The sequence below is a fragment of the Curtobacterium sp. VKM Ac-2884 genome (assembly GCF_015350945.1).
GTDB lineage: Bacteria > Actinomycetota > Actinomycetes > Actinomycetales > Microbacteriaceae > Curtobacterium.
Genome location: NZ_JADKSA010000002.1, coordinates 304500 through 321259 on the forward strand (window position 1 = coordinate 304500; position 16760 = coordinate 321259).

Annotated in this window: 17 protein-coding genes; 8 read left to right on the forward strand and 9 right to left on the reverse strand. The window is 72.0% G+C overall.

Features of this window, described 5'->3' with window-relative positions:
* Positions 1-146: 146 nt before the first annotated feature.
* The 5 genes from ITJ60_RS05885 to ITJ60_RS05905 all read right to left on the reverse strand — a co-directional run bounded on the left by ITJ60_RS05885 (position 147) and on the right by ITJ60_RS05905 (position 5123).
* Entirely contained in the window at positions 147-629 is a 483-nt protein-coding gene (locus ITJ60_RS05885; protein WP_123293001.1) for an FBP domain-containing protein, read from the reverse strand.
* 182 nt (positions 630-811) lie between these two features.
* Positions 812-1591, reverse strand: coding sequence for a class I SAM-dependent methyltransferase (locus ITJ60_RS05890; RefSeq protein WP_194647282.1), 780 nt, complete (start codon positions 1589-1591; stop codon positions 812-814).
* Between the two features lie 40 nt (positions 1592-1631).
* Positions 1632-2543, reverse strand: a complete 912-nt coding sequence (locus ITJ60_RS05895) for a helix-turn-helix transcriptional regulator (protein ID WP_194647283.1) — start codon at positions 2541-2543, stop codon at positions 1632-1634.
* Between the two features lie 114 nt (positions 2544-2657).
* Positions 2658-3917, reverse strand: coding sequence for a hemolysin family protein (locus tag ITJ60_RS05900; protein ID WP_194647284.1), 1260 nt, complete (start codon positions 3915-3917; stop codon positions 2658-2660).
* Positions 3918-4070: 153 nt separating this feature from the next.
* Positions 4071-5123 carry a M23 family metallopeptidase gene (locus tag ITJ60_RS05905; protein WP_194647285.1) on the reverse strand — a complete coding sequence of 351 codons (1053 nt, stop codon included), beginning with the start codon at positions 5121-5123 and terminating at the stop codon, positions 4071-4073.
* A 161-nt stretch (positions 5124-5284) separates the two neighbouring features.
* On the opposite strand from ITJ60_RS05905, the gene ITJ60_RS05910 reads away from it, so the two are divergent.
* Positions 5285-5779, forward strand: coding sequence for a hypothetical protein (locus tag ITJ60_RS05910; RefSeq protein WP_194647286.1), 495 nt, complete (start codon positions 5285-5287; stop codon positions 5777-5779).
* A gap of 33 nt (positions 5780-5812) precedes the next feature.
* Here the strand turns inward: ITJ60_RS05910 and ITJ60_RS05915 are convergent, their stop codons facing one another.
* Together ITJ60_RS05915 and ITJ60_RS05920 are read right to left on the reverse strand one after the other, a co-directional pair.
* Complete coding sequence (locus ITJ60_RS05915) at positions 5813-7504, reverse strand: cation:proton antiporter (protein ID WP_194647287.1); 1692 nt, start codon at positions 7502-7504, stop codon at positions 5813-5815.
* A 27-nt stretch (positions 7505-7531) separates the two neighbouring features.
* Entirely contained in the window at positions 7532-7897 is a 366-nt protein-coding gene (locus ITJ60_RS05920) for a hypothetical protein (RefSeq protein WP_194647288.1), read from the reverse strand.
* Positions 7898-8090: 193 nt separating this feature from the next.
* Between ITJ60_RS05920 and ITJ60_RS05925 the strand changes: the two genes are divergently transcribed.
* Positions 8091-10301: an NADP-dependent isocitrate dehydrogenase gene (locus ITJ60_RS05925; RefSeq protein ID WP_194647289.1), complete on the forward strand. Its 2211-nt coding sequence runs from the start codon at positions 8091-8093 to the stop codon at positions 10299-10301.
* 232 nt (positions 10302-10533) lie between these two features.
* Here ITJ60_RS05925 and ITJ60_RS05930 read toward each other — a convergent pair whose 3' ends face one another.
* A complete protein-coding gene (locus ITJ60_RS05930) occupies positions 10534-10986 on the reverse strand; it encodes a DUF3817 domain-containing protein (RefSeq protein WP_123339384.1) in 453 nt (150 codons plus the stop codon).
* Between the two features lie 89 nt (positions 10987-11075).
* On the opposite strand from ITJ60_RS05930, the gene ITJ60_RS05935 reads away from it, so the two are divergent.
* Positions 11076-11852: a ThuA domain-containing protein gene (locus ITJ60_RS05935; RefSeq protein ID WP_228509874.1), complete on the forward strand. Its 777-nt coding sequence runs from the start codon at positions 11076-11078 to the stop codon at positions 11850-11852.
* Positions 11849-13006 carry a PP2C family protein-serine/threonine phosphatase gene (locus ITJ60_RS05940; protein ID WP_194647290.1) on the forward strand — a complete coding sequence of 386 codons (1158 nt, stop codon included), beginning with the start codon at positions 11849-11851 and terminating at the stop codon, positions 13004-13006. The genes ITJ60_RS05935 and ITJ60_RS05940 overlap by 4 nt, the downstream gene beginning before the upstream one ends.
* Before the next feature lie 22 nt (positions 13007-13028).
* Here ITJ60_RS05940 and ITJ60_RS05945 read toward each other — a convergent pair whose 3' ends face one another.
* Positions 13029-13472 carry a hypothetical protein gene (locus ITJ60_RS05945; protein ID WP_194647291.1) on the reverse strand — a complete coding sequence of 148 codons (444 nt, stop codon included), beginning with the start codon at positions 13470-13472 and terminating at the stop codon, positions 13029-13031.
* 73 nt (positions 13473-13545) lie between these two features.
* Here ITJ60_RS05945 and ITJ60_RS05950 point away from each other — a divergent pair, with 73 nt between their 5' ends.
* The 4 genes from ITJ60_RS05950 to ITJ60_RS05965 all read left to right on the forward strand — a co-directional run bounded on the left by ITJ60_RS05950 (position 13546) and on the right by ITJ60_RS05965 (position 16562).
* A complete protein-coding gene (locus tag ITJ60_RS05950) occupies positions 13546-14196 on the forward strand; it encodes a ScbR family autoregulator-binding transcription factor (protein WP_185040723.1) in 651 nt (216 codons plus the stop codon).
* 116 nt (positions 14197-14312) lie between these two features.
* Positions 14313-15191, forward strand: a complete 879-nt coding sequence (locus ITJ60_RS05955; RefSeq protein ID WP_194647292.1) for an aminoglycoside phosphotransferase family protein — start codon at positions 14313-14315, stop codon at positions 15189-15191.
* A 58-nt stretch (positions 15192-15249) separates the two neighbouring features.
* The gene (locus ITJ60_RS05960; RefSeq protein ID WP_194647293.1) at positions 15250-15861 is read left to right on the forward strand and encodes a hypothetical protein; all 612 of its coding nucleotides are present in this window, start codon (positions 15250-15252) and stop codon (positions 15859-15861) included.
* Positions 15858-16562 (forward strand): DinB family protein, encoded by a 705-nt coding sequence (locus tag ITJ60_RS05965; protein ID WP_194647294.1) that lies wholly within the window; start codon positions 15858-15860, stop codon positions 16560-16562. Before ITJ60_RS05960 ends, ITJ60_RS05965 begins: the two co-directional genes overlap by 4 nt.
* Positions 16563-16760: the final 198 nt, after the last annotated feature.

The window sequence follows — 16760 nt, forward strand, 5'->3', positions numbered from 1 at the left end:
TTCACCCGCGTTACCGGAGGATTTCCCCCGCAACGCGACCCGCGGCCCTGAAACGGTCGCGTCTGCCGGACGGGAGGCCCGTGGCGGCCCCACCCCGCGCCTCCCGTCCGTCGTCCGTCGCGTTGCGGACGCGAGACGCCGGCGGCTCAGACCTCCGTGGCGAAGGACGCTGCGCGCAGCTGCAGGTCCTCGATGCGCCGCAGGCGCGCGGCCTCGACGTCGTAGCCCTCGTAGGCGGGCGGCGGCAGCTTCCGGACGTTCCGCGAGCACTGGAAGTCCTGGCAGACGAGCGTGCCGACGGTGTCGCCGTTCCGTCCCGCCTTGCCGGACCGCTTCGCGCTGTAGAACACGACGTCGTTCGGCAGCTTGACGTCCTGGCACCACGAGCACTGGGCCCGCGAGCGCGACGAGGCCTCGGCCTGCCGGAACACGATGCCGACGAGCGTTCCCTCGAGCGTCGGCACGACGGCGTACGCACGCCGACCGATCTTCGGGTCGCGCCAGCCCAGGAAGTCGAGGGCGTCCCAGTCGATCGTCTCGAAGTCGGCGGGCAGCGTGATGTCGGTCGTCTCCTTGCGGGAGGCGTTGACGAAGGACGTGCGGAGGGTCTTCTCCGTGATGGGGAGCATGGTGCATCGCTTTCGAGCGGGCCCGGGGCGTGCGGACGCACACCGCACCGGGCGGGAGGAGGTCAGGGTTCGACGAGGGCGGCCGTGCCTGCGGGCACGACCGGGGGCCTCACGCCCTGATGCCGGCGTCACGGGCGCCGACCACCTCCTGGAAGCTCACCCGACCAGCCTACGTCGACGTGTCAAGCGGCGGGGACGGCCGTCACCAGGACGAGGGCGCCCTCGTAGGTCGGCCGGATCCGCAGCGCCCCGTGCCGCCGGTCCCACTCGCCGGAGTCGAGCGCGGTACGGAGGGCGGCCACCGATCGCCGTGCGGTGAGCTCGTCGACGAAGCTCCACGCCGAGTTCGCCTTCCGGGCGCCCGGGTCGAGCAGGCGCTCCGGCCGGGCGTAGTACGCCTCGGAGAAGCCGTCGACGCAGGTGAACGGGATCGGCAGCGGGGTGCTCGTGACGGTGTCGTCGCCCAGTGCGGCGGTGATGCGGTCGAGCGCCGGGTAGCGCCGGGCCTCGGTCGCCATCACCTCGGGTGCGTACTCGGCGAGCCAGAAGTCCTCGATGCGGGCCGGGTCGCACGTCAGGATCACGATCGGGCCCCGGGTCACCCGGCGCAGCTCGGCCAGCCCGAGCTCGAGGTCGCCCCACTGGTGCACCGAGAACGTCGTCATCGCGGCGTCGAACGTGTCGTCGTCGAAGGGCAGGTCCTCGGCGGTGGCGTCGATCGCCGTCGACAGGGTGTCCGGTCGCTGGGCGCGCATCGACGCCGAGGGTTCGACGGCCGTGACGTCGCGATCGGTCGGCTCGTAGGATCCGGCACCGGCTCCCACGTTGAGGACCGTGCGGGCGTCGCCGAGGGCCTTCACGATCGCGCGGGCGAACGTCGGTTCGGGACGGCGGTACTGCCGGTAGTCCTGCCCGATGCGGGCGTAGTCCGCGTCCCCCGCTGATCCGTCCGTCGTCCTCACGTCCCCAGCCTACGAACCGTGCACCGGGCCGACCAGTGGTTCAGTCGACCGACTCGGACTCGGGCTCCGCCGCGCGCAGGGCCGCGTACTGCTCGGACCGTTCCGTCGCGGCCCAGGTGCCGAGCAGGGCCAGCGACCGCTCGGACTCGCTGCCCGGCTCGGCCGAGTACGTGAACAACGTCAGGCCGGGGTCGGCGACCAGGTCGAGCGCCTCGTACGACAACCGGAGCTCGCCGACGATCGGGTGGTCGATGCGCTTCCCGCCGGCGCGCTGCAGTCGGACGTCGTGCGCGGCCCACCAACCGCGGAACTCCTCGCTGCGCGTGGAGAGCTCGCCGACCAGGGTGATGAGTCCGGGCTCGCACGGGTTCGACACCGCGGCTGCCCGGAGCACGGCGACGGCGTCCTTCGCGGTCTGCGCCCAGTCCGGGAAGAAGTCTCGGGCCGCGGGGTCGAGGAACGTGAAGCGTGCGGTGTTCACGGGGCGCCCCGGGCCAGCGAACATCGGCGAGTACAGCGCGCGACCGAGTTCGTTCGTCGCGACCACGTCACCGCGTTCGTTCCGCACCCAGGCCGGCGCGCCGGTGATGGCGTCGAGCAGGCGCTGGACGCCGGGGCGGACCCGGGTGGGGACGGTGCGGTGCATCGTCTTGACGCCGGAGTTCGCCAGTCGCGTGAGGTCCCACAGGTGGACGCGCTCGTCCTCGTCGAGCTGCAGGGCGCTCGCGAGGCCCTCGAGCACGCTGTCCGAGACGCCCTTGAGCGATCCACGCTCGAGGCGCGTGTAGTAGTCGACGCTCACGCCGGCGAGCATCGCGACCTCGTGCCGCCGCAGCCCGGGGACGCGTCGGACCCCGCCGCCGAACGACGGCATGCCGACCTGCTCGGGGGTGAGCCGCGCTCGCCGGGAGGACAGGAAGTCGCGGATCTCGTTGCGCACGTCGATACCCATGGGGAGAGCGTACGTGGCGGCGCTGTCCGTCCGGCAGGCACTGGCGGTACCCGCCGGGCGGACGGGAGGCCCGTGGCGGCGCCGCCACGGGCCTCCAGGTCAGCTGCGCGGAGTTCAGAGCGTGACGTCGGCCGTGATCCGCACGCGGGCCACCCGGTGACCGTCCATGGCGGTCACTTCGAGGCGGTGCCCGCCGGCGGCGACGACGTCGCCGACCTCCGGCACGCGGTCCAGGTGGACCTGGACGAGGCCGCCGACGGTCTCGTAGTCGCCGTCGGGCAGCGCCGGGCCGCCGTCGGCGACGAGGTCCTCGAGCACCGTGGACCCGTCGACGCCGTCGTGCTCGGCGGTGGGTTCGTCGTACTCATCGCGGATGCGGCCGACGAGGTCCTCGAGCAGCGCCTCGAGCGTGACCATGCCCGCGCTGCCGCCGTACTCGTCCACGACCAGGGCGATCTGGTGCCCGTCGGTCCGCATGTCCGCGATCGCGCTCGACAGCGACTTCGTCTCCGGCAGTGCGAGCACCGGGCGCACCAGGGTCGACACCGGCGCGGACGGGTCGCTCGGACGGAGCAGGTCGCGGAGGTGCACGAAGCCGTCGACCTCGTCGCGTCCGCCGGAGGTCACGAGGTACCGGGTGTGCCCGACCTCGATCGCGTGGTCGGTGGCCTCGGCGATGGTCAGCGCGGCGTCGATCGTGGACACGTCGTACCAGGGGCGCATCGACTCGCGCAGGATCCGGTCACCGGCGTCCAGCGCACTCCGGGCGATCCGGCGGCCCTGCTCGTCGACGCCGGTGTGCTCGTCGACGAGGCCGCGGAGCTCCTCGGTGCTCATCGACTCGCTGCGGGCGTTCGGGTCGCCACCGAGTGCGCGGACGACCAGGTTCGTCGAGGCCGACAGCACCCAGATCACCGGGCGCATCAGGGTCGCGAAGCGGTCGAGGGTCGGCGCGACGAGCATCGAGAAGCCCTCGGCCCGCTGCAGGGCGAGTCGCTTCGGCACGAGTTCACCGAACACGAGCGACAGGTAGGCGATGACGAGGGTCATCAGCACGAGGGCCACCGTCTCGGCGGCCCCCTGGCCGAGTCCGAGCCCGGTGAGCAGGGGTGCGACGTCCGGCGCGATCGACGAGGCGCCGTACGCGGCGGAGAAGAACCCGGCGACGGTCACACCGATCTGCACGGCCGCGAGGAACCGGTTCGGATCACGCCCGAGTTCGGCGACCCGCAGGCCACGAGAGCCCCGGCGTTCGAGTTGCTGCAGCTGCGACTCACGGAGCGAGACGAGTGCGATCTCGGCGGCGGCGAAGACCCCGCCGACGAGCACGAAGAGGATGACGAGCCCGAAGGCGATCCAGGTGTCGGCGCCCATCAGCGGGCAGCTTCCTCGGATCGACGACGGGCGGGCGGTCTGTGGTGATCGTCCATGCCTGTGAGTCTGCACAGGGCGGCTGGGACGTCACCCCACCAGCGCTCGACGTCTGCTGTGCGTCCGGGGTGCGTGCGGGGTGGGTGGTGTCGGGGGCTACGTCGTCAGCGAGCGGCCGATGCGGGCTTCGAGCCACGCCTCGGGGTCGATCGGGGTCACGCCGTCCATCAGGACCTCGAGGTGCAGGTGCGCGCCGGTCGAGACGCCGGAGGACCCGACGAGCCCGATGAACTCGCCGGCCTCGACCTGGTCGCCGACCTTGAGCGGCGACGACCCGGGGATCATGTGCCCGTAGAGCGTCGACACCTGGCGGCCGTCGATCTCGTGGTCGATGATCACGGCGTTGCCGTACGAGAAGTACGTGCCCGAGATCCGGACGGTGCCCGCGGCGACGGCACCGATGGCCGTGCCCATGCCGGGTGTGAAGTCGAGGCCCTGGTGCAGCGAGGAGCACGCGCCGCACGGTGCCGAGCGGTAGCCGAAGCCCGAGCTCATCTGCACGGGGCCGGGGAACGGCGAGCGGACCGCGCCGCCGTACGAGACGGCTTCGCCGGCGATGCCGCTCGTGTCGGCCGTGCCGCCGGTGGTGACGACCTTGCGCGTCGTGCCGCCGCCGACGGTGAACCCGTCGCGGTCGAGCCCGGTCGCGGTGACCGCCTGGGTGACCGCGTAGTCCTGGGTGCGCACGATCGGTGCGATGGTCGAGGTCGCCATCGAGGTTCCGGCGCTGGCGTGGGCGGGCATCGCCGAGGCGGCGAACATCGCGATCGCAGCGGCCGCGCTGGTCAGGGTGATCCGTCCGGCACGACCGGACCGGGAGGGCCGTGGGGCCGTCGCGACGCTCGTCACGGTGGCAGCGGGGCGGCGGACCACGCGCGTGATGCGGGTGTCGACGTGCTCGGTCGTCGCGCGGGCTGCGGTGGCGCGGCGGCCGACGGGCTTCGCCGGCTTCGCCACGCTCGCGGCCTTGGCCGGCTTCGCGACCTTGGCGGGCTTCGCGACCTTGGCGGGCTTCTCCGGCTTCTCCGGCTTGTCCGCTCGGCGCTGGGGCTTCCGGGCTGCAGCGCGCTCGGCCTCGAGGGCAGCGCGACGGGACAGGTGCACCACCGGGGTCTCCGGGTGCTGGTCGAGTTCGGGTGCAGTCGTCATGGCCGCCCACCATTCTGCACGACTCTGTCGCTTTGTACAGGCCCCACCGTGATCTTTTCGTTACCGCGGGGCTGGGAGGCACCTGATCACCGGGGGCCCCGACGTCCCCCGGCCGTCCGACATCGGTAGCGTCGTGGGAAAGCGACGGAAGGACCCGCACCATGGCCCGATCGCCGCGAGAGCGGCCCGCGCAGGTCGACCTTGGCACCGCCGACGTCGTGCTCGCCGGCACCCAGGAACTCCTGCCCGTGCTCCGCGCCGCCGCGGTGCGCGCGGGCATCGACGCCGCACGCATGCGGGTCATCGGTGTCGACGACCTGCCGGACCCCGAGGAGACCTGGGACGCCGAACTCGCGGTCATCGCGATCCGGCGCCCCGGTGACGACCCCGCGTTCCACCGTGCGCAGGCGGCCGCTGAGCTCATCGATCCGCTGCTCGTTCCGCACGCCGTCCGGATCGTGGTGACGGTCTCGGGACTGACACGGTTGGCGCCGAAGGTCGAGCGCACCCTGACGTCCGAGGTGCTCCACCAGATCGACGCCGCATCGGCGCCGTCGGGGTTCGAGCGGCCGTTCCGCAGCATGCGCATGCGGCTCGGGCTCGCAGCACTCCGGGCCGCCGGCGTCCGGGTGTTCCGGGTGTCGATCAGTACCTGATCGGCCAGACCGGGCCTGATCGGCTGGCCGTCGTCAGCGGGCAGGCGCCCCGCGGAGCTCGAGGGCGATCTGCTCGGCGTCGAGGTTCTGCAGCATCGACTCGAGCACCTCGGCGTCGAAGGAACCGTCGTCGCGGGCGTCGAGGATCGCCGCACGCTGCGCCTCGAGCACCGCGAGTCGTCGCGCCTTCTCGCGTCCCATCCACGCCCGGAGCTCGGCCGGGTCGGCTGCCTCGAGTTCTTCGCGTGCCCGAGGGCCGGCCTCGCGGGTCCCGGGGACGTCCTCGGCCGCCGTCCGCATGAGCTCGAGCAGCCGCTTGCGCTCCTCGGTGTCCCGCGCCGATGTGTCGGGCGCGGGAGCGGCGATCCGTCGGAGCAGCGGGCCGATCGTGCCGCCCTGGACCACGAGCGAGAGCAGGGCCACCGCGAATGCGATGAACACCAGGAGCGATCGTTGCGGCGTCCCCTCGGGCAGGGTCTGCGCGGCGGCGACGGTCACCGCCCCGCGCATGCCGGCCCAGACCACGGCGGTGCCCTCGCGCCAGCCCAGTGGCGCCTTCGTGTAGTACGCGATGTCCGCCAGGGTGCGGCGGACGCGCGTCGTGAACCGGTCGAGTTCCCGCTCCGAGGGCGCTCGGTTGCCCGGCCGGTGCTCGCGGATCACCTCGCTCATCGCGTCGCGGTCGCCGGCGTGCATCTCGGCGAAGCGTTCCTGCATCCGCTCGCCGCGCTTGGCGGCCGCCGACAGCGCGAACAGCAGCGGGACGACGTACGCGGCCCGTACCAGCACGGTGAGCACGAGGGCGCCGACCGCGATGAGCAGCGCCGGACCGATGCCCGCGTGCTCCCGCTGCACGTCGCCGAGGATCCTCGCGAGTTCGAGCCCCATCGTCAGGAACACCGCGCCCTCGAGCACGAGCTCGATGGTCTGCCAGTTCTGCGCGTCCGACAGGCGGTGCCCCGGCGGGAGCTTGCGCGGCCCGACGATCCCGGTGAACAGTCCGGCGACGACCGCGGCCACGAGCCCGGACCCACCGAAGTGCTCGGTCGGCAGGGCGGCGACGAACGGCACCGCGAAGGACAGTGCCGTGTTCACCGCGGCGTTCGGCACCCGGGCGCGGACGAACACGTTCAACCAACCGACGAACCAGCCGATGACCACGGCGATGGCGACGGCCTTGGCGAAGTCGCCGAGCGCACCCCAGAACGAGAACGATGCACCAGCGGTGAAGATGGCCGTGCGCAGGAGCACCAGCGCGGTGGCGTCGTTGAGCAGCGATTCGCCGTCGAGGATCGAGATCGCCCGGCGCGACACCGAGGTCTGCTTGACGATCGAGGTGGCGACGGCGTCGGTGGGACTGACGATCGCACCGAGGGCGATGCCCCACCAGAACCCGAGGTCCGGCACCACCCAGGCGAAGAACAGGCCGAGCACCAGGCTCGACGCGATGACGAGCAGGACCGACAGGCCACTGATGGCGCCGAACTCGCGCCGGAAGTTCATCGACGGCATCGACACCGCCGACGAGTACAACAGCGGCGGCAGGACCCCGGCGAGGATCCACTCCGGCTCGACCTCCGCGTCCGGGATGAACGGCAGCAGGCTCGCGATGATCCCGACGACGACGAGCACGAGCGGTGCCGCGACCCCGATGCGTGGCCCGAGCACGGCGGCACCGGCGATGGCGATCAGGGCGATGACGCCCACGACGAGGAGTTCGGTCACCGGTCCAGCGTGGCACCGTGCGCGCGATCAGGTCCCGTCGGGTCCGGCGCTGTGGACTGTTCCCGCCTGGACCGAGGGGTGCGGCGGGGCGGTGTGGGCGACGACCGCGACGCTGCCGACGGCGAGCACGAGCGCCAGGGCCCCGGCGCTCACCGCTGTGCCGATGCGGCGGAGTCGGGAGCGTCCACCGCGGTCGCGTGGGGCGAACCGGGCCAGTCCGCGGCGGGGTTCCGGCCCGACGAGCCACGGACCGGATCCGTCGTCGTCGTACGAGAACGGCCCGGAGCCGTCCGGCGCGTACCGGTACGGACCGCTGCCGTCCGAGGCGTAGGCCGAGCGGAGGTCCTCCGCGGTCCACCCGAAGTCCTCCGGTGTCGCACGTGTCGTCGCCATGATCGCCCTCCTGCGGCTCTGGAACTGCGGAAGACCAGTCCACCGAGCGTTCCTATGAGCTGACAGTGCGCCTCCAGGACGTCTGCCGTGTCCCTGCCGGACGCAGGCCGGACCATGTATCTTGATGTCGAGACATCCCGCACCACGAGTAGCGTGGACGTACCGACGGTCGAACAAGGGAGTACCCGCCAGCATGGCCAAGATCATCTACACCCTCACGGACGAGGCGCCGTTCCTCGCCACCCACTCCTTCCTCCCGGTCATCCAGGCCTTCGCCGGCACCGCTGGTGTCGACGTCGAGACCCGCGACATCTCGCTCGCCGGCCGGATCATCGCCCAGTTCCCGGAGCGGCTCACCGACGAGCAGCGCGTGGACGATGCCCTGGCCGAGCTCGGCGAGCTCGCGAAGACCCCCGAGGCGAACATCATCAAGCTGCCGAACATCTCGGCGTCGATCCCGCAGCTCAAGGTCGCGATCAAGGAGCTGCAGTCGCAGGGCTACGACCTGCCCGACTACCCCGACGAGCCGAAGACGGACGAGGAGCGCGACACCCGCGCCCGCTACGGCCGCGTCCAGGGCAGCGCCGTCAACCCCGTGCTGCGCGAGGGCAACTCCGACCGCCGCGCTCCCCTGTCCGTCAAGAACTACGCCCGGAAGCACCCGCACCGCATGGGTGCGTGGAGCGGCGACTCGAAGACGAACGTCGTCACGATGGGCGTCGACGACTTCCGCTCGAACGAGAAGTCCTGGATCGCCCCCGCCGACGACGTCCTGACGATCACGTTCGTCGGCGAGGGCGGTGAGACCCAGGTCCTCAAGCAGTCGATCCCGGTCGTGCAGGGCGAGGTCGTCGACGGCACCGTGCTGCACGTCGCAGCGCTCGAGGCCTTCCTGCAGGACCAGATCCAGCGCGCCGCGGCCGAGGACATCCTGTTCTCCGTGCACCTCAAGGCGACGATGATGAAGGTCTCCGACCCGATCATCTTCGGCCACGTCATCAAGGCGTTCTTCCCGTCGGTGTTCGAGCGCTTCGGTGCCGACCTGGCCGCCGCCGGTCTCACCCCGAACGACGGTCTCGGCTCGATCCTCGCGGGGCTCGACGCCCTGCCGAACGGCGCGGAGATCAAGCAGGCCTTCACCGACGGCATCGCCGCGGGCCCCGAGCTCGCGATGGTCGACTCGGACAAGGGCATCACCAACCTGCACGTCCCGAGCGACGTCATCGTGGACGCCTCGATGCCCGCGATGATCCGCACCTCCGGCCACATGTGGGGCCCGGACGGCGACGAGCACGACACCCTCGCCGTGATCCCGGACTCGAGCTACGCCGGCATCTACCAGACCGTGATCGACGACTGCCGCGTCAACGGTGCCTTCGACCCGGCGACGATGGGTTCGGTCCCGAACGTCGGGCTCATGGCGCTGAAGGCCGAGGAGTACGGCTCGCACGACAAGACCTTCGAGGTCCCCGGTGCGGGCGTCGTCCGTGTGACGAACGCCGCCGGCGACGTCGTCATCGAGCACGACGTCGAGCCCGGTGACATCTGGCGCGCCTGCCAGACCAAGGACGTCGCCATCCGCGACTGGGTCAAGCTCGCCGTCACCCGTGCCCGCGCCTCGGAGACCCCGGCCGTGTTCTGGCTCGACGAGACCCGTGCGCACGACGCGAACCTGATCGGTCTGGTCCGCCAGTACCTGGGCGAGCTCGACACCGAGGGCCTGCAGATCGAGATCCTCTCGCCGGAGGACGCCATGCGCTTCTCGCTCGAGCGCATCCGCCGCGGCGAGGACACCATCTCCGTCACGGGCAACGTCCTGCGCGACTACCTGACCGACCTGTTCCCGATCATGGAGCTCGGCACCTCGGCGAAGATGCTCTCCGTCGTCCCGCTGCTCGGCGGCGGTGGACTGTTCGAGACCGGTGCCGGCGGCTCCGCCCCGAAGCACGTCCAGCAGCTCGTGCAGCAGAACTACCTGCGCTGGGACAGCCTCGGTGAGTTCCTGGCCCTGGCGGTCAGCCTCGAGCACCTCGCCGGCGTGACGGGCAACGAGCGGGCGAAGATCCTCGGTGAGACGCTCGACCGTGCCACCGGGACCTTCCTCGAGCAGGACAAGTCCCCGGGCCGCAAGCTCGGCTCGATCGACAACCGCGGCAGCCACTTCTACCTGGCCAAGTACTGGGCGGAAGAGCTCGCGGCGCAGACGACAGACACCGAGCTCGCCGCGTCGTTCGCCGAGATCGCCGGCAAGCTCGACGCGCAGGAGCAGCAGATCGTCGAGGAGCTGAACGGCGTGCAGGGCCACCCGGCCGACATCGGCGGCTACTACCGCCCGGACGACGCCAAGACGAGCGCGGTCATGCGCCCGTCCGCCACGCTGAACGCGACGCTCGCCGCGCTCTAGACGAAGGCACCTGACGGACGGGAGGCCCGGTGCCAGCTGGCACCGGGCCTCCCGTCCGTCGCCCGCGCCCGCCCTCTCTCTCGCGTCCCGTGAGGTTCCGAAATCTCGGCATCTCGGCCCGCGAACGGGCCGTCTCCGGAACCTCGGCGAACCTGAGCGGCATGTCGTGGAACCTCGCGGCGGCACGAACTCGCGACGCCCAGACCCCGCGACGCCGGAGCCGGAACGAGACTCAGGAGCGCGGGACGGGCGGCCCCGCCGCCAGCAGCACCACGAACACCAGAGCGACCGCCACGACCCCGATGACGACCGCGACCGCGGGGCGACGCACCACGAAGAACAGCAGACGGTCCCAGAAACCCGAGCGCGCGTCGGGTGAGCGGCGCCACGGGCCCTCGAGCATGCCTCGGCGGGCGACCGCGACCTCGAACGGGACCGTGGCGTAGGGCACGACGGCGCTGGCCCAGCCGAGCACGAGCGCCCCGAACGACCACCGCTGGTTGACCGCGACGACGGTCGTGACCACCAGGTAGGCCAGGAACACGAAGCCGTGCACCCCGCCGCCGATCCGGACGCCCCAGTCGCCGGCGTCCAGGCCGTACTTGAGCACCATCCCAGCGATGAGCATGGTCCAGGTCACGAGTTCGGCGACCGCGGCGGCACGGAACAGGGAGCGGGGAGTCATGCCCACATCGTCGCGGACGCGTCCCGGGAAACCCCCGACACTCCGGTGGTCGTATCGATTCGACGCCCGGGGAGGCTAGCGTTGGAGCCATGTCAGTGCCGACCGAGAACCGTCCCCTGAACATCGTCGTCTGGAACGAGAACGTGCACGAGACCCGCGGTGACGCGACGGTCATCGGGCACTACCCCGACGGTATGCACACCGTGATCGCGGCATCGCTCCGCGAGCACCACCCCGACGCCACCGTGAGCACCGCCACGCTGCAGGAGCCCGACCACGGCATCACCGCCGAGCGCCTGGCCACGACCGACGTCCTGTTCTGGTGGGGCCACGCCGCCCACGACGAGGTCAGCGACGCCGTGGTGGACCTGGTCGTCGACGCGGTGCACGCCGGCATGGGCCTGGTGGTGCTGCACTCCGGGCACTACTCGAAGCCGTTCAAGCGCCTGATGGGCACCACCTGCTCGCTGAAGTGGCGCAACGACGGCGAGCGCGAACTCGTCTGGACGGTCGCGCCGGAGCACCCGATCGCCGCCGGGGTGCCGCACCCGATCGTGATCGAGCGCCAGGAGATGTACGGCGAGTACTTCGACATCCCGCGCCCCGACGAAGAGGTCTTCCTGTCGACCTTCGCCGGCGGCGAGGTCTTCCGGTCCGGGGTCGCCTACCGCCGCGGTCTAGGGAAGGTCTTCTACTTCTCCCCCGGCGACCAGGAGTACCCCGTCTACCACCACCCGGACATCCAGCGCGTGCTGTCGAACGCGGCGGCGTGGGCCGCTCCGGTGTCCGAGCGGCGCACGCTCAGTGCCGACCCCCACCCGCGGGACTGGTTCCTGACGGACGGACCGGGTAGACAGGGCGTGTGACCAACCCTCTCGACGGTGCGGACCGACGCACCGCGGTGATCGAGGCGCTCGAGGTCTTGGGGGCAGGCCCCGAGGAGCGTTTCGACCGCATCACCCGCATGACCCACGAGGCGTTCGGCGTGCCGCTGACCTTCCTCAACCTCGTCCACAGTGACGTCGTCACGTCGCAGTCGACGTTCGGCTGGCACCAGGGCTCGAGCGTGCCCGCGAGCGAGCAGTTCTGCGCGACGACGGTGCTCAGTCCGGAGCCGATGGTGATCCCCGACACCTCGCTCGACGCCCGGTTCGCGCACACCGCGGCGGTGGTGGAGCACGGGATCCGCTTCTACGCGGGGGCGCCGCTGACGATGCACGACGGCACCAGGGTCGGCACGCTCTGCATCATGGACGCGACCCCGCGCGAGCTGTCGGTCGAGGACCTCGAGCTGCTCCGTGACCTCGCCCGCTGGGCCGAACGGGAGCTCGGACACGCGATCGACCGCAGTCGGGTCAACCGTGTGCTCGAGGGCCTGGTGTCCGAACCGGTCGACGTCCCCGGGTACGACCTGGACACCCTCGCGATCCGGCGTGAGCCGGGCGGCGGGGACGTCGCCGACTGGCGGCTCGCCACCGACGGTGTGCTGCACGTCACCGTGGGCGGCGTCTCGGCAGCGGGACGAGCGTCGGGTCTCCTCGCCTCGGCAGTGCGCGGTGCCGTGGTGGCGCGCACCGAGACCGTCATGCAGGACGCGGTCGGCGACCTGGAGGCCCAGATCACCGCCGACCTGTCCGCTGCGGACGCCGTCGGCTCGCTCTTCCACCTGCGGCTCGACCCGACGTCGGGGCACGCCGACTTCGGGGACGCCGGCCACGGCCTCGCGGTGCTCGTCCGCGCCGACGGCACCAGCCGGGCGCTGCACTCGCTCGACCTGCCGCTCGGCCTGCAGCCGGAGTCCGTGCCGCGGTCCCCCGCGACGCTGGACCTGGCGGCGGGCGACCGGCTGGTGCTGTGCACCGAGGGCGTCCTGGCGCTCGAGGGCATCCGGCACCTCGATGACCTGGCCGACCTGGTGCGGTCCGAGCCGACCGGTACCGCGGCGGTCGAGCGGATCCGCGCGCTCGTGCCGGCGGACAGCCGCCGGGACGTCACCGTCGTGCTGCTGCGCCGCCGCTGAACGACGTGCCGCTGCGCCGCCGTCAGGAGCGGAAACGGTCCTGCCGTGATCGCGGTGCACCGGTGAGCGCGACGACGAGCAGCGTGGCCAGCAGGCCGAAGCCCGCGAGCTCGATGCCGAGGCCGGCGAGCTGCCAGTAGGCACTGCCGACCACCTGCGGCTGCGTGATCGACTCGGGCCACCACGCGTCGATCAGCGGGAACGAGCCGGGGAACGGGTCGAGGCCGAACACCACGAGCCCGCCGAGCAGCAGGACGACACCGAGCAGCGCCATCACCCCGCGGGAGCGCCCGAGCATGTGGACGACGAGCGCGGCCGCCATCCCGGCGAGGCCGACGACGGCGATCAGGAACGCGAGCACGACGACGGTCTGCGGCGCGAGGGCCACCCAGTCGAGCACCGCGATCGGCAGCAGCAGCCACCGTCCGGTCCGCGCCCACCGCGCGGGGTTCCGCCATCCGTCCATGGCGGCCAACCGTAGGGCACCCGCCCGGACGCGGGCCGTGCGCAGCCTCGGAGCGGACTACGATCGGCAGGTGATGGCCCAGGACGGACGCACCCGGCAGCAGCGGGCGCTCGAGACCCGCGCGGCGATCATCGGGGCCGCGGCTGCCGAGTTCGACGAGCGCGGGTACCTCGGCGCGTCGATGGACGGGGTCGCCGAGCGGATCGGGCTGACCAAGGGCGCGCTGTACTTCCACTTCGCGTCGAAGGCCGACCTCGCCGGTGCCGTGATCGCGCAGCAGCACGAGGTCTCGCGGCGCTACGGCGAAGCCGCGGTCGCCCGGAGCCGGACGCCGCTCGAAGCCCTCATGTGGATGTCACAGGGACTGGCGACCCAGATGGTCACCGAGGTCGTCGTGAGCGCCGGCATCCGTCTGTCGACCGAGGTCGCGACGCACGACGTCCCCCGTCAGGACCCGTACACCGACTGGATGGCGCTCATCGCACAGACCGTGCGCCAGGCGATCGACGCCGGCGAGGTGGACCCGCGGTGGGACCCGGACATGGTCGGACGCGTCGTCATCCCCGCGTACACGGGCGTGCAGACGGTGTCGGACGTGCTCGCCGACCGCACCGACCTGTACGAACGCCTGCGGGAACTCTGGACGGTGCTGCTCGCCGCGCTCGTCACCGAACGCCTCCGGCCAGAGGTCCCGCGACTCGTCGCCATCATCGCGCCGGAATGACGCGGGTCCCCCCAGGGAAACACCCACGTCACCGCTTCACGAGGATACCCAGCGGTCGGTTTCCGCATCCGCCCCCGTTCGCGGGCATGTGTCCACCGGCCCACTAGCCTGAGCCGGTGCCCACACCACCGGCAGAGGTCGACGTCGACGTCCCGCTCGTCCGGGCACTGCTGCGCGCCCAGCACCCCGACCTGGCGGACCGACGGCTCGTGGTCGTCGCGAACGGCTGGGACAACGTCATCGTGCGACTCGGCGACGAGTACGCCGTGCGGTTGCCGCGTCGGGAGCTCGCGGCACGCCTGGTCGAGCACGAGCAGCGGTGGCTGCCGGAGATCGCCGTCCGCGTCGCACCCGTCGTCCCGGTGCCGGCTCCGGTGCGCGTGGGCCGTCCGGCGCTCGGGTACCCCTGGTCGTGGAGCATCGTCCCGTGGCTCCCGGGAGCACCCGTCGGTGAGCGTGCTGCGGGTGTCCGGGTCGCCGAGGCCCTCGCGGAGTTCGTGCGACTGCTGCACGTGCCGGCTCCGGCGGATGCTCCGGCGAACCCGTTCCGTGCGGTGCCGTTGGCGACGCGCAGCGACGGCGTCCTGACGCGACTCGCCACGCAGGACGTGCCCCGGGCCGTGGAGCTGGCAGCGGTCTGGCGGACCGCGGCGGCGCTGCCGACGCACACCGGGCCTCCCGTCTGGGTGCACGGCGACCTGCACCCGTTCAACCTGCTCGTGGACCGCACGCCGGACGGCGACGAACGCCTGTCGGCGGTCGTCGACTTCGGCGACGTGACCTCGGGGGACCCCGCCGTCGACCTCGCCACCGCCTGGCTGACGCTCGACCGGGAGGCCCGCCACGCGTTCCGGACGCTGGTCGCCGCTCCGGACCTCACCTGGGGACGCGCGCGCGGGTGGGCGATCGCGCTCGCCTCCGCGCTCGCGACGTCCGACGAACGCGCCTTCCGGAGCGTCGCGCGGCGCAGCATCGACGCGGTGCTGGACGGCTGAGACCCCGCGGGGCTATCGTGACCGCACCATCCGTGCACAGCCGATCGGAGGGGCCCTCATGACCCTCGAGTTCCGCGTCCAGCACGACGTCGTCACCGACGCCTCTCCCGCCCCCACCCGATCCGAGCGAACCGGCCTCCGCGGGTTCCTCGACCGCTTCGCCGAGCGCCGCGCCGCCGCACGCGTCCGACGGGTCGAAGCCCGGCTGCAGGAACTCGGCGAGCTCGAGCACCTGCTGTCCGACGCACGTGGCGTCGTCGAACGCGGCTGGATCCAGCACGCCTGGTTCGCGTACCTCGACGAGCACGGCCGGATGCGGAAGGCCACGAGTGCCGCGGCGATGGACGTGCAGGGGCGACCGCTCGTCGCTGCCTGCCTGGTCGGCGCGGTCGTCTCGGCCGCTGGCGGGCCGCACGCCGTGCACTCGCCGCGGGTCCAGCACTCCCTCGACCTGGTCTGGCACGCGCTCGCCGTGGACGAGGGCGCGCCGGTGCTCTGGTGTCCGGCGCCCGACGTCCGGATGGGCCGCGTGCGCGACCTGACGAGCTGGAACGACACCCCTGCGCGCACCTCGGCCGAGGTGGCCGGGCTGCTGCTCACCGCCGAGCGGGTGGCCGTGCAGGAATCGGCACGCCTGCAGGACGTCGTGGTGGCACGATCGAGGGCATGAGCAGCACCGACGCCGTCCCCGAGGTCCACCCCGCGACGACCACCGGCCTCGCGTCCAGCGGGAACTCGGCCCTGTCGGACGAGGGCGCGTCGTCGGACACCGATCCCCTGGCCTCGGCCGCTGCGGTGAAGCGGACGCTGCACCGGTACCTGCAGAAGCACCGCGCCGCGCTCCTCGGCAAGCTCGACGGCCTGGCCGAACGGCAGGCCCGCTGGCCGGTGACCCCGACCGGCACGAACGTGCTCGGGCTGGTGAAGCACGTCGCCGGTGTGCAGGCCGGGTACTTCGGTGAGGTCTTCGGTCGGCCGTTGCCCGACGCGCCCGCCTGGCTCGAATCGGAGGACGGCGAGGACATGTACGCGACGCTCGACGAGACCCTGGACGACGTCGTTGCCTTCCACCAGCGCAGCGCAGCGCACGCCGACGCGACCATCGAAGCGCTCGACCTCGACGCCCGCGGCACCGTCCCCTGGTGGCCGGAAGAGCTCCGCGAGGTGACGCTCCACCGCATCCTGGTGCACATGGCGTACGAGACGGCCCGGCACGCGGGGCACGCCGACATCGTCCGCGAGATGCTCGACGGACTGGCGGGCGACGGGGACGGCAACCTGGCCGACAAGAGCCCGGAAGAGTGGGTCCTCTGGCGCGAGCAGCTCGTCGACATCGCCGAGCGGTCCGGCCTCCGGGGCTTGGCCATGTAGCCGATGGCCCCTCACGATCGTTACCGTTCTCTCAGGCTCGACGGTCGAACTGGCCGCTGACCAGGGGTTCTCGCTCGGCTGTCTGCACAGGAATCGATCGTCTCCGCTGCGCCTCGTCGTGCGACCGGTCCGTGCCCTGCGTAGCTTTGGCGCAGCTTGTGCCCCGACCCGTGGGCAGTTCGGCCGACCGGAAGGGGA

Bases quoted from the DNA above. Each gene is read 5' to 3' on its own strand.
- ITJ60_RS05885 (WP_123293001.1), bottom strand. From the start codon at position 629: ATGCTCCCCATCACGGAGAAGACCCTCCGCACGTCCTTCGTCAACGCC.
- ITJ60_RS05895 (WP_194647283.1), bottom strand. From the start codon at position 2,543: ATGGGTATCGACGTGCGCAACGAGATCCGCGACTTCCTGTCCTCCCGG.
- ITJ60_RS05900 (WP_194647284.1), bottom strand. From the start codon at position 3,917: ATGGGCGCCGACACCTGGATCGCCTTCGGGCTCGTCATCCTCTTCGTG.
- ITJ60_RS05905 (WP_194647285.1), bottom strand. From the start codon at position 5,123: ATGACGACTGCACCCGAACTCGACCAGCACCCGGAGACCCCGGTGGTG.
- ITJ60_RS05910 (WP_194647286.1), top strand. From the start codon at position 5,285: ATGGCCCGATCGCCGCGAGAGCGGCCCGCGCAGGTCGACCTTGGCACC.
- ITJ60_RS05920 (WP_194647288.1), bottom strand. From the start codon at position 7,897: ATGGCGACGACACGTGCGACACCGGAGGACTTCGGGTGGACCGCGGAG.
- ITJ60_RS05925 (WP_194647289.1), top strand. From the start codon at position 8,091: ATGGCCAAGATCATCTACACCCTCACGGACGAGGCGCCGTTCCTCGCC.
- ITJ60_RS05930 (WP_123339384.1), bottom strand. From the start codon at position 10,986: ATGACTCCCCGCTCCCTGTTCCGTGCCGCCGCGGTCGCCGAACTCGTG.
- ITJ60_RS05935 (WP_228509874.1), top strand. From the start codon at position 11,076: ATGTCAGTGCCGACCGAGAACCGTCCCCTGAACATCGTCGTCTGGAAC.
- ITJ60_RS05945 (WP_194647291.1), bottom strand. From the start codon at position 13,472: ATGGACGGATGGCGGAACCCCGCGCGGTGGGCGCGGACCGGACGGTGG.
- ITJ60_RS05950 (WP_185040723.1), top strand. From the start codon at position 13,546: ATGGCCCAGGACGGACGCACCCGGCAGCAGCGGGCGCTCGAGACCCGC.
- ITJ60_RS05960 (WP_194647293.1), top strand. From the start codon at position 15,250: ATGACCCTCGAGTTCCGCGTCCAGCACGACGTCGTCACCGACGCCTCT.
- ITJ60_RS05965 (WP_194647294.1), top strand. From the start codon at position 15,858: ATGAGCAGCACCGACGCCGTCCCCGAGGTCCACCCCGCGACGACCACC.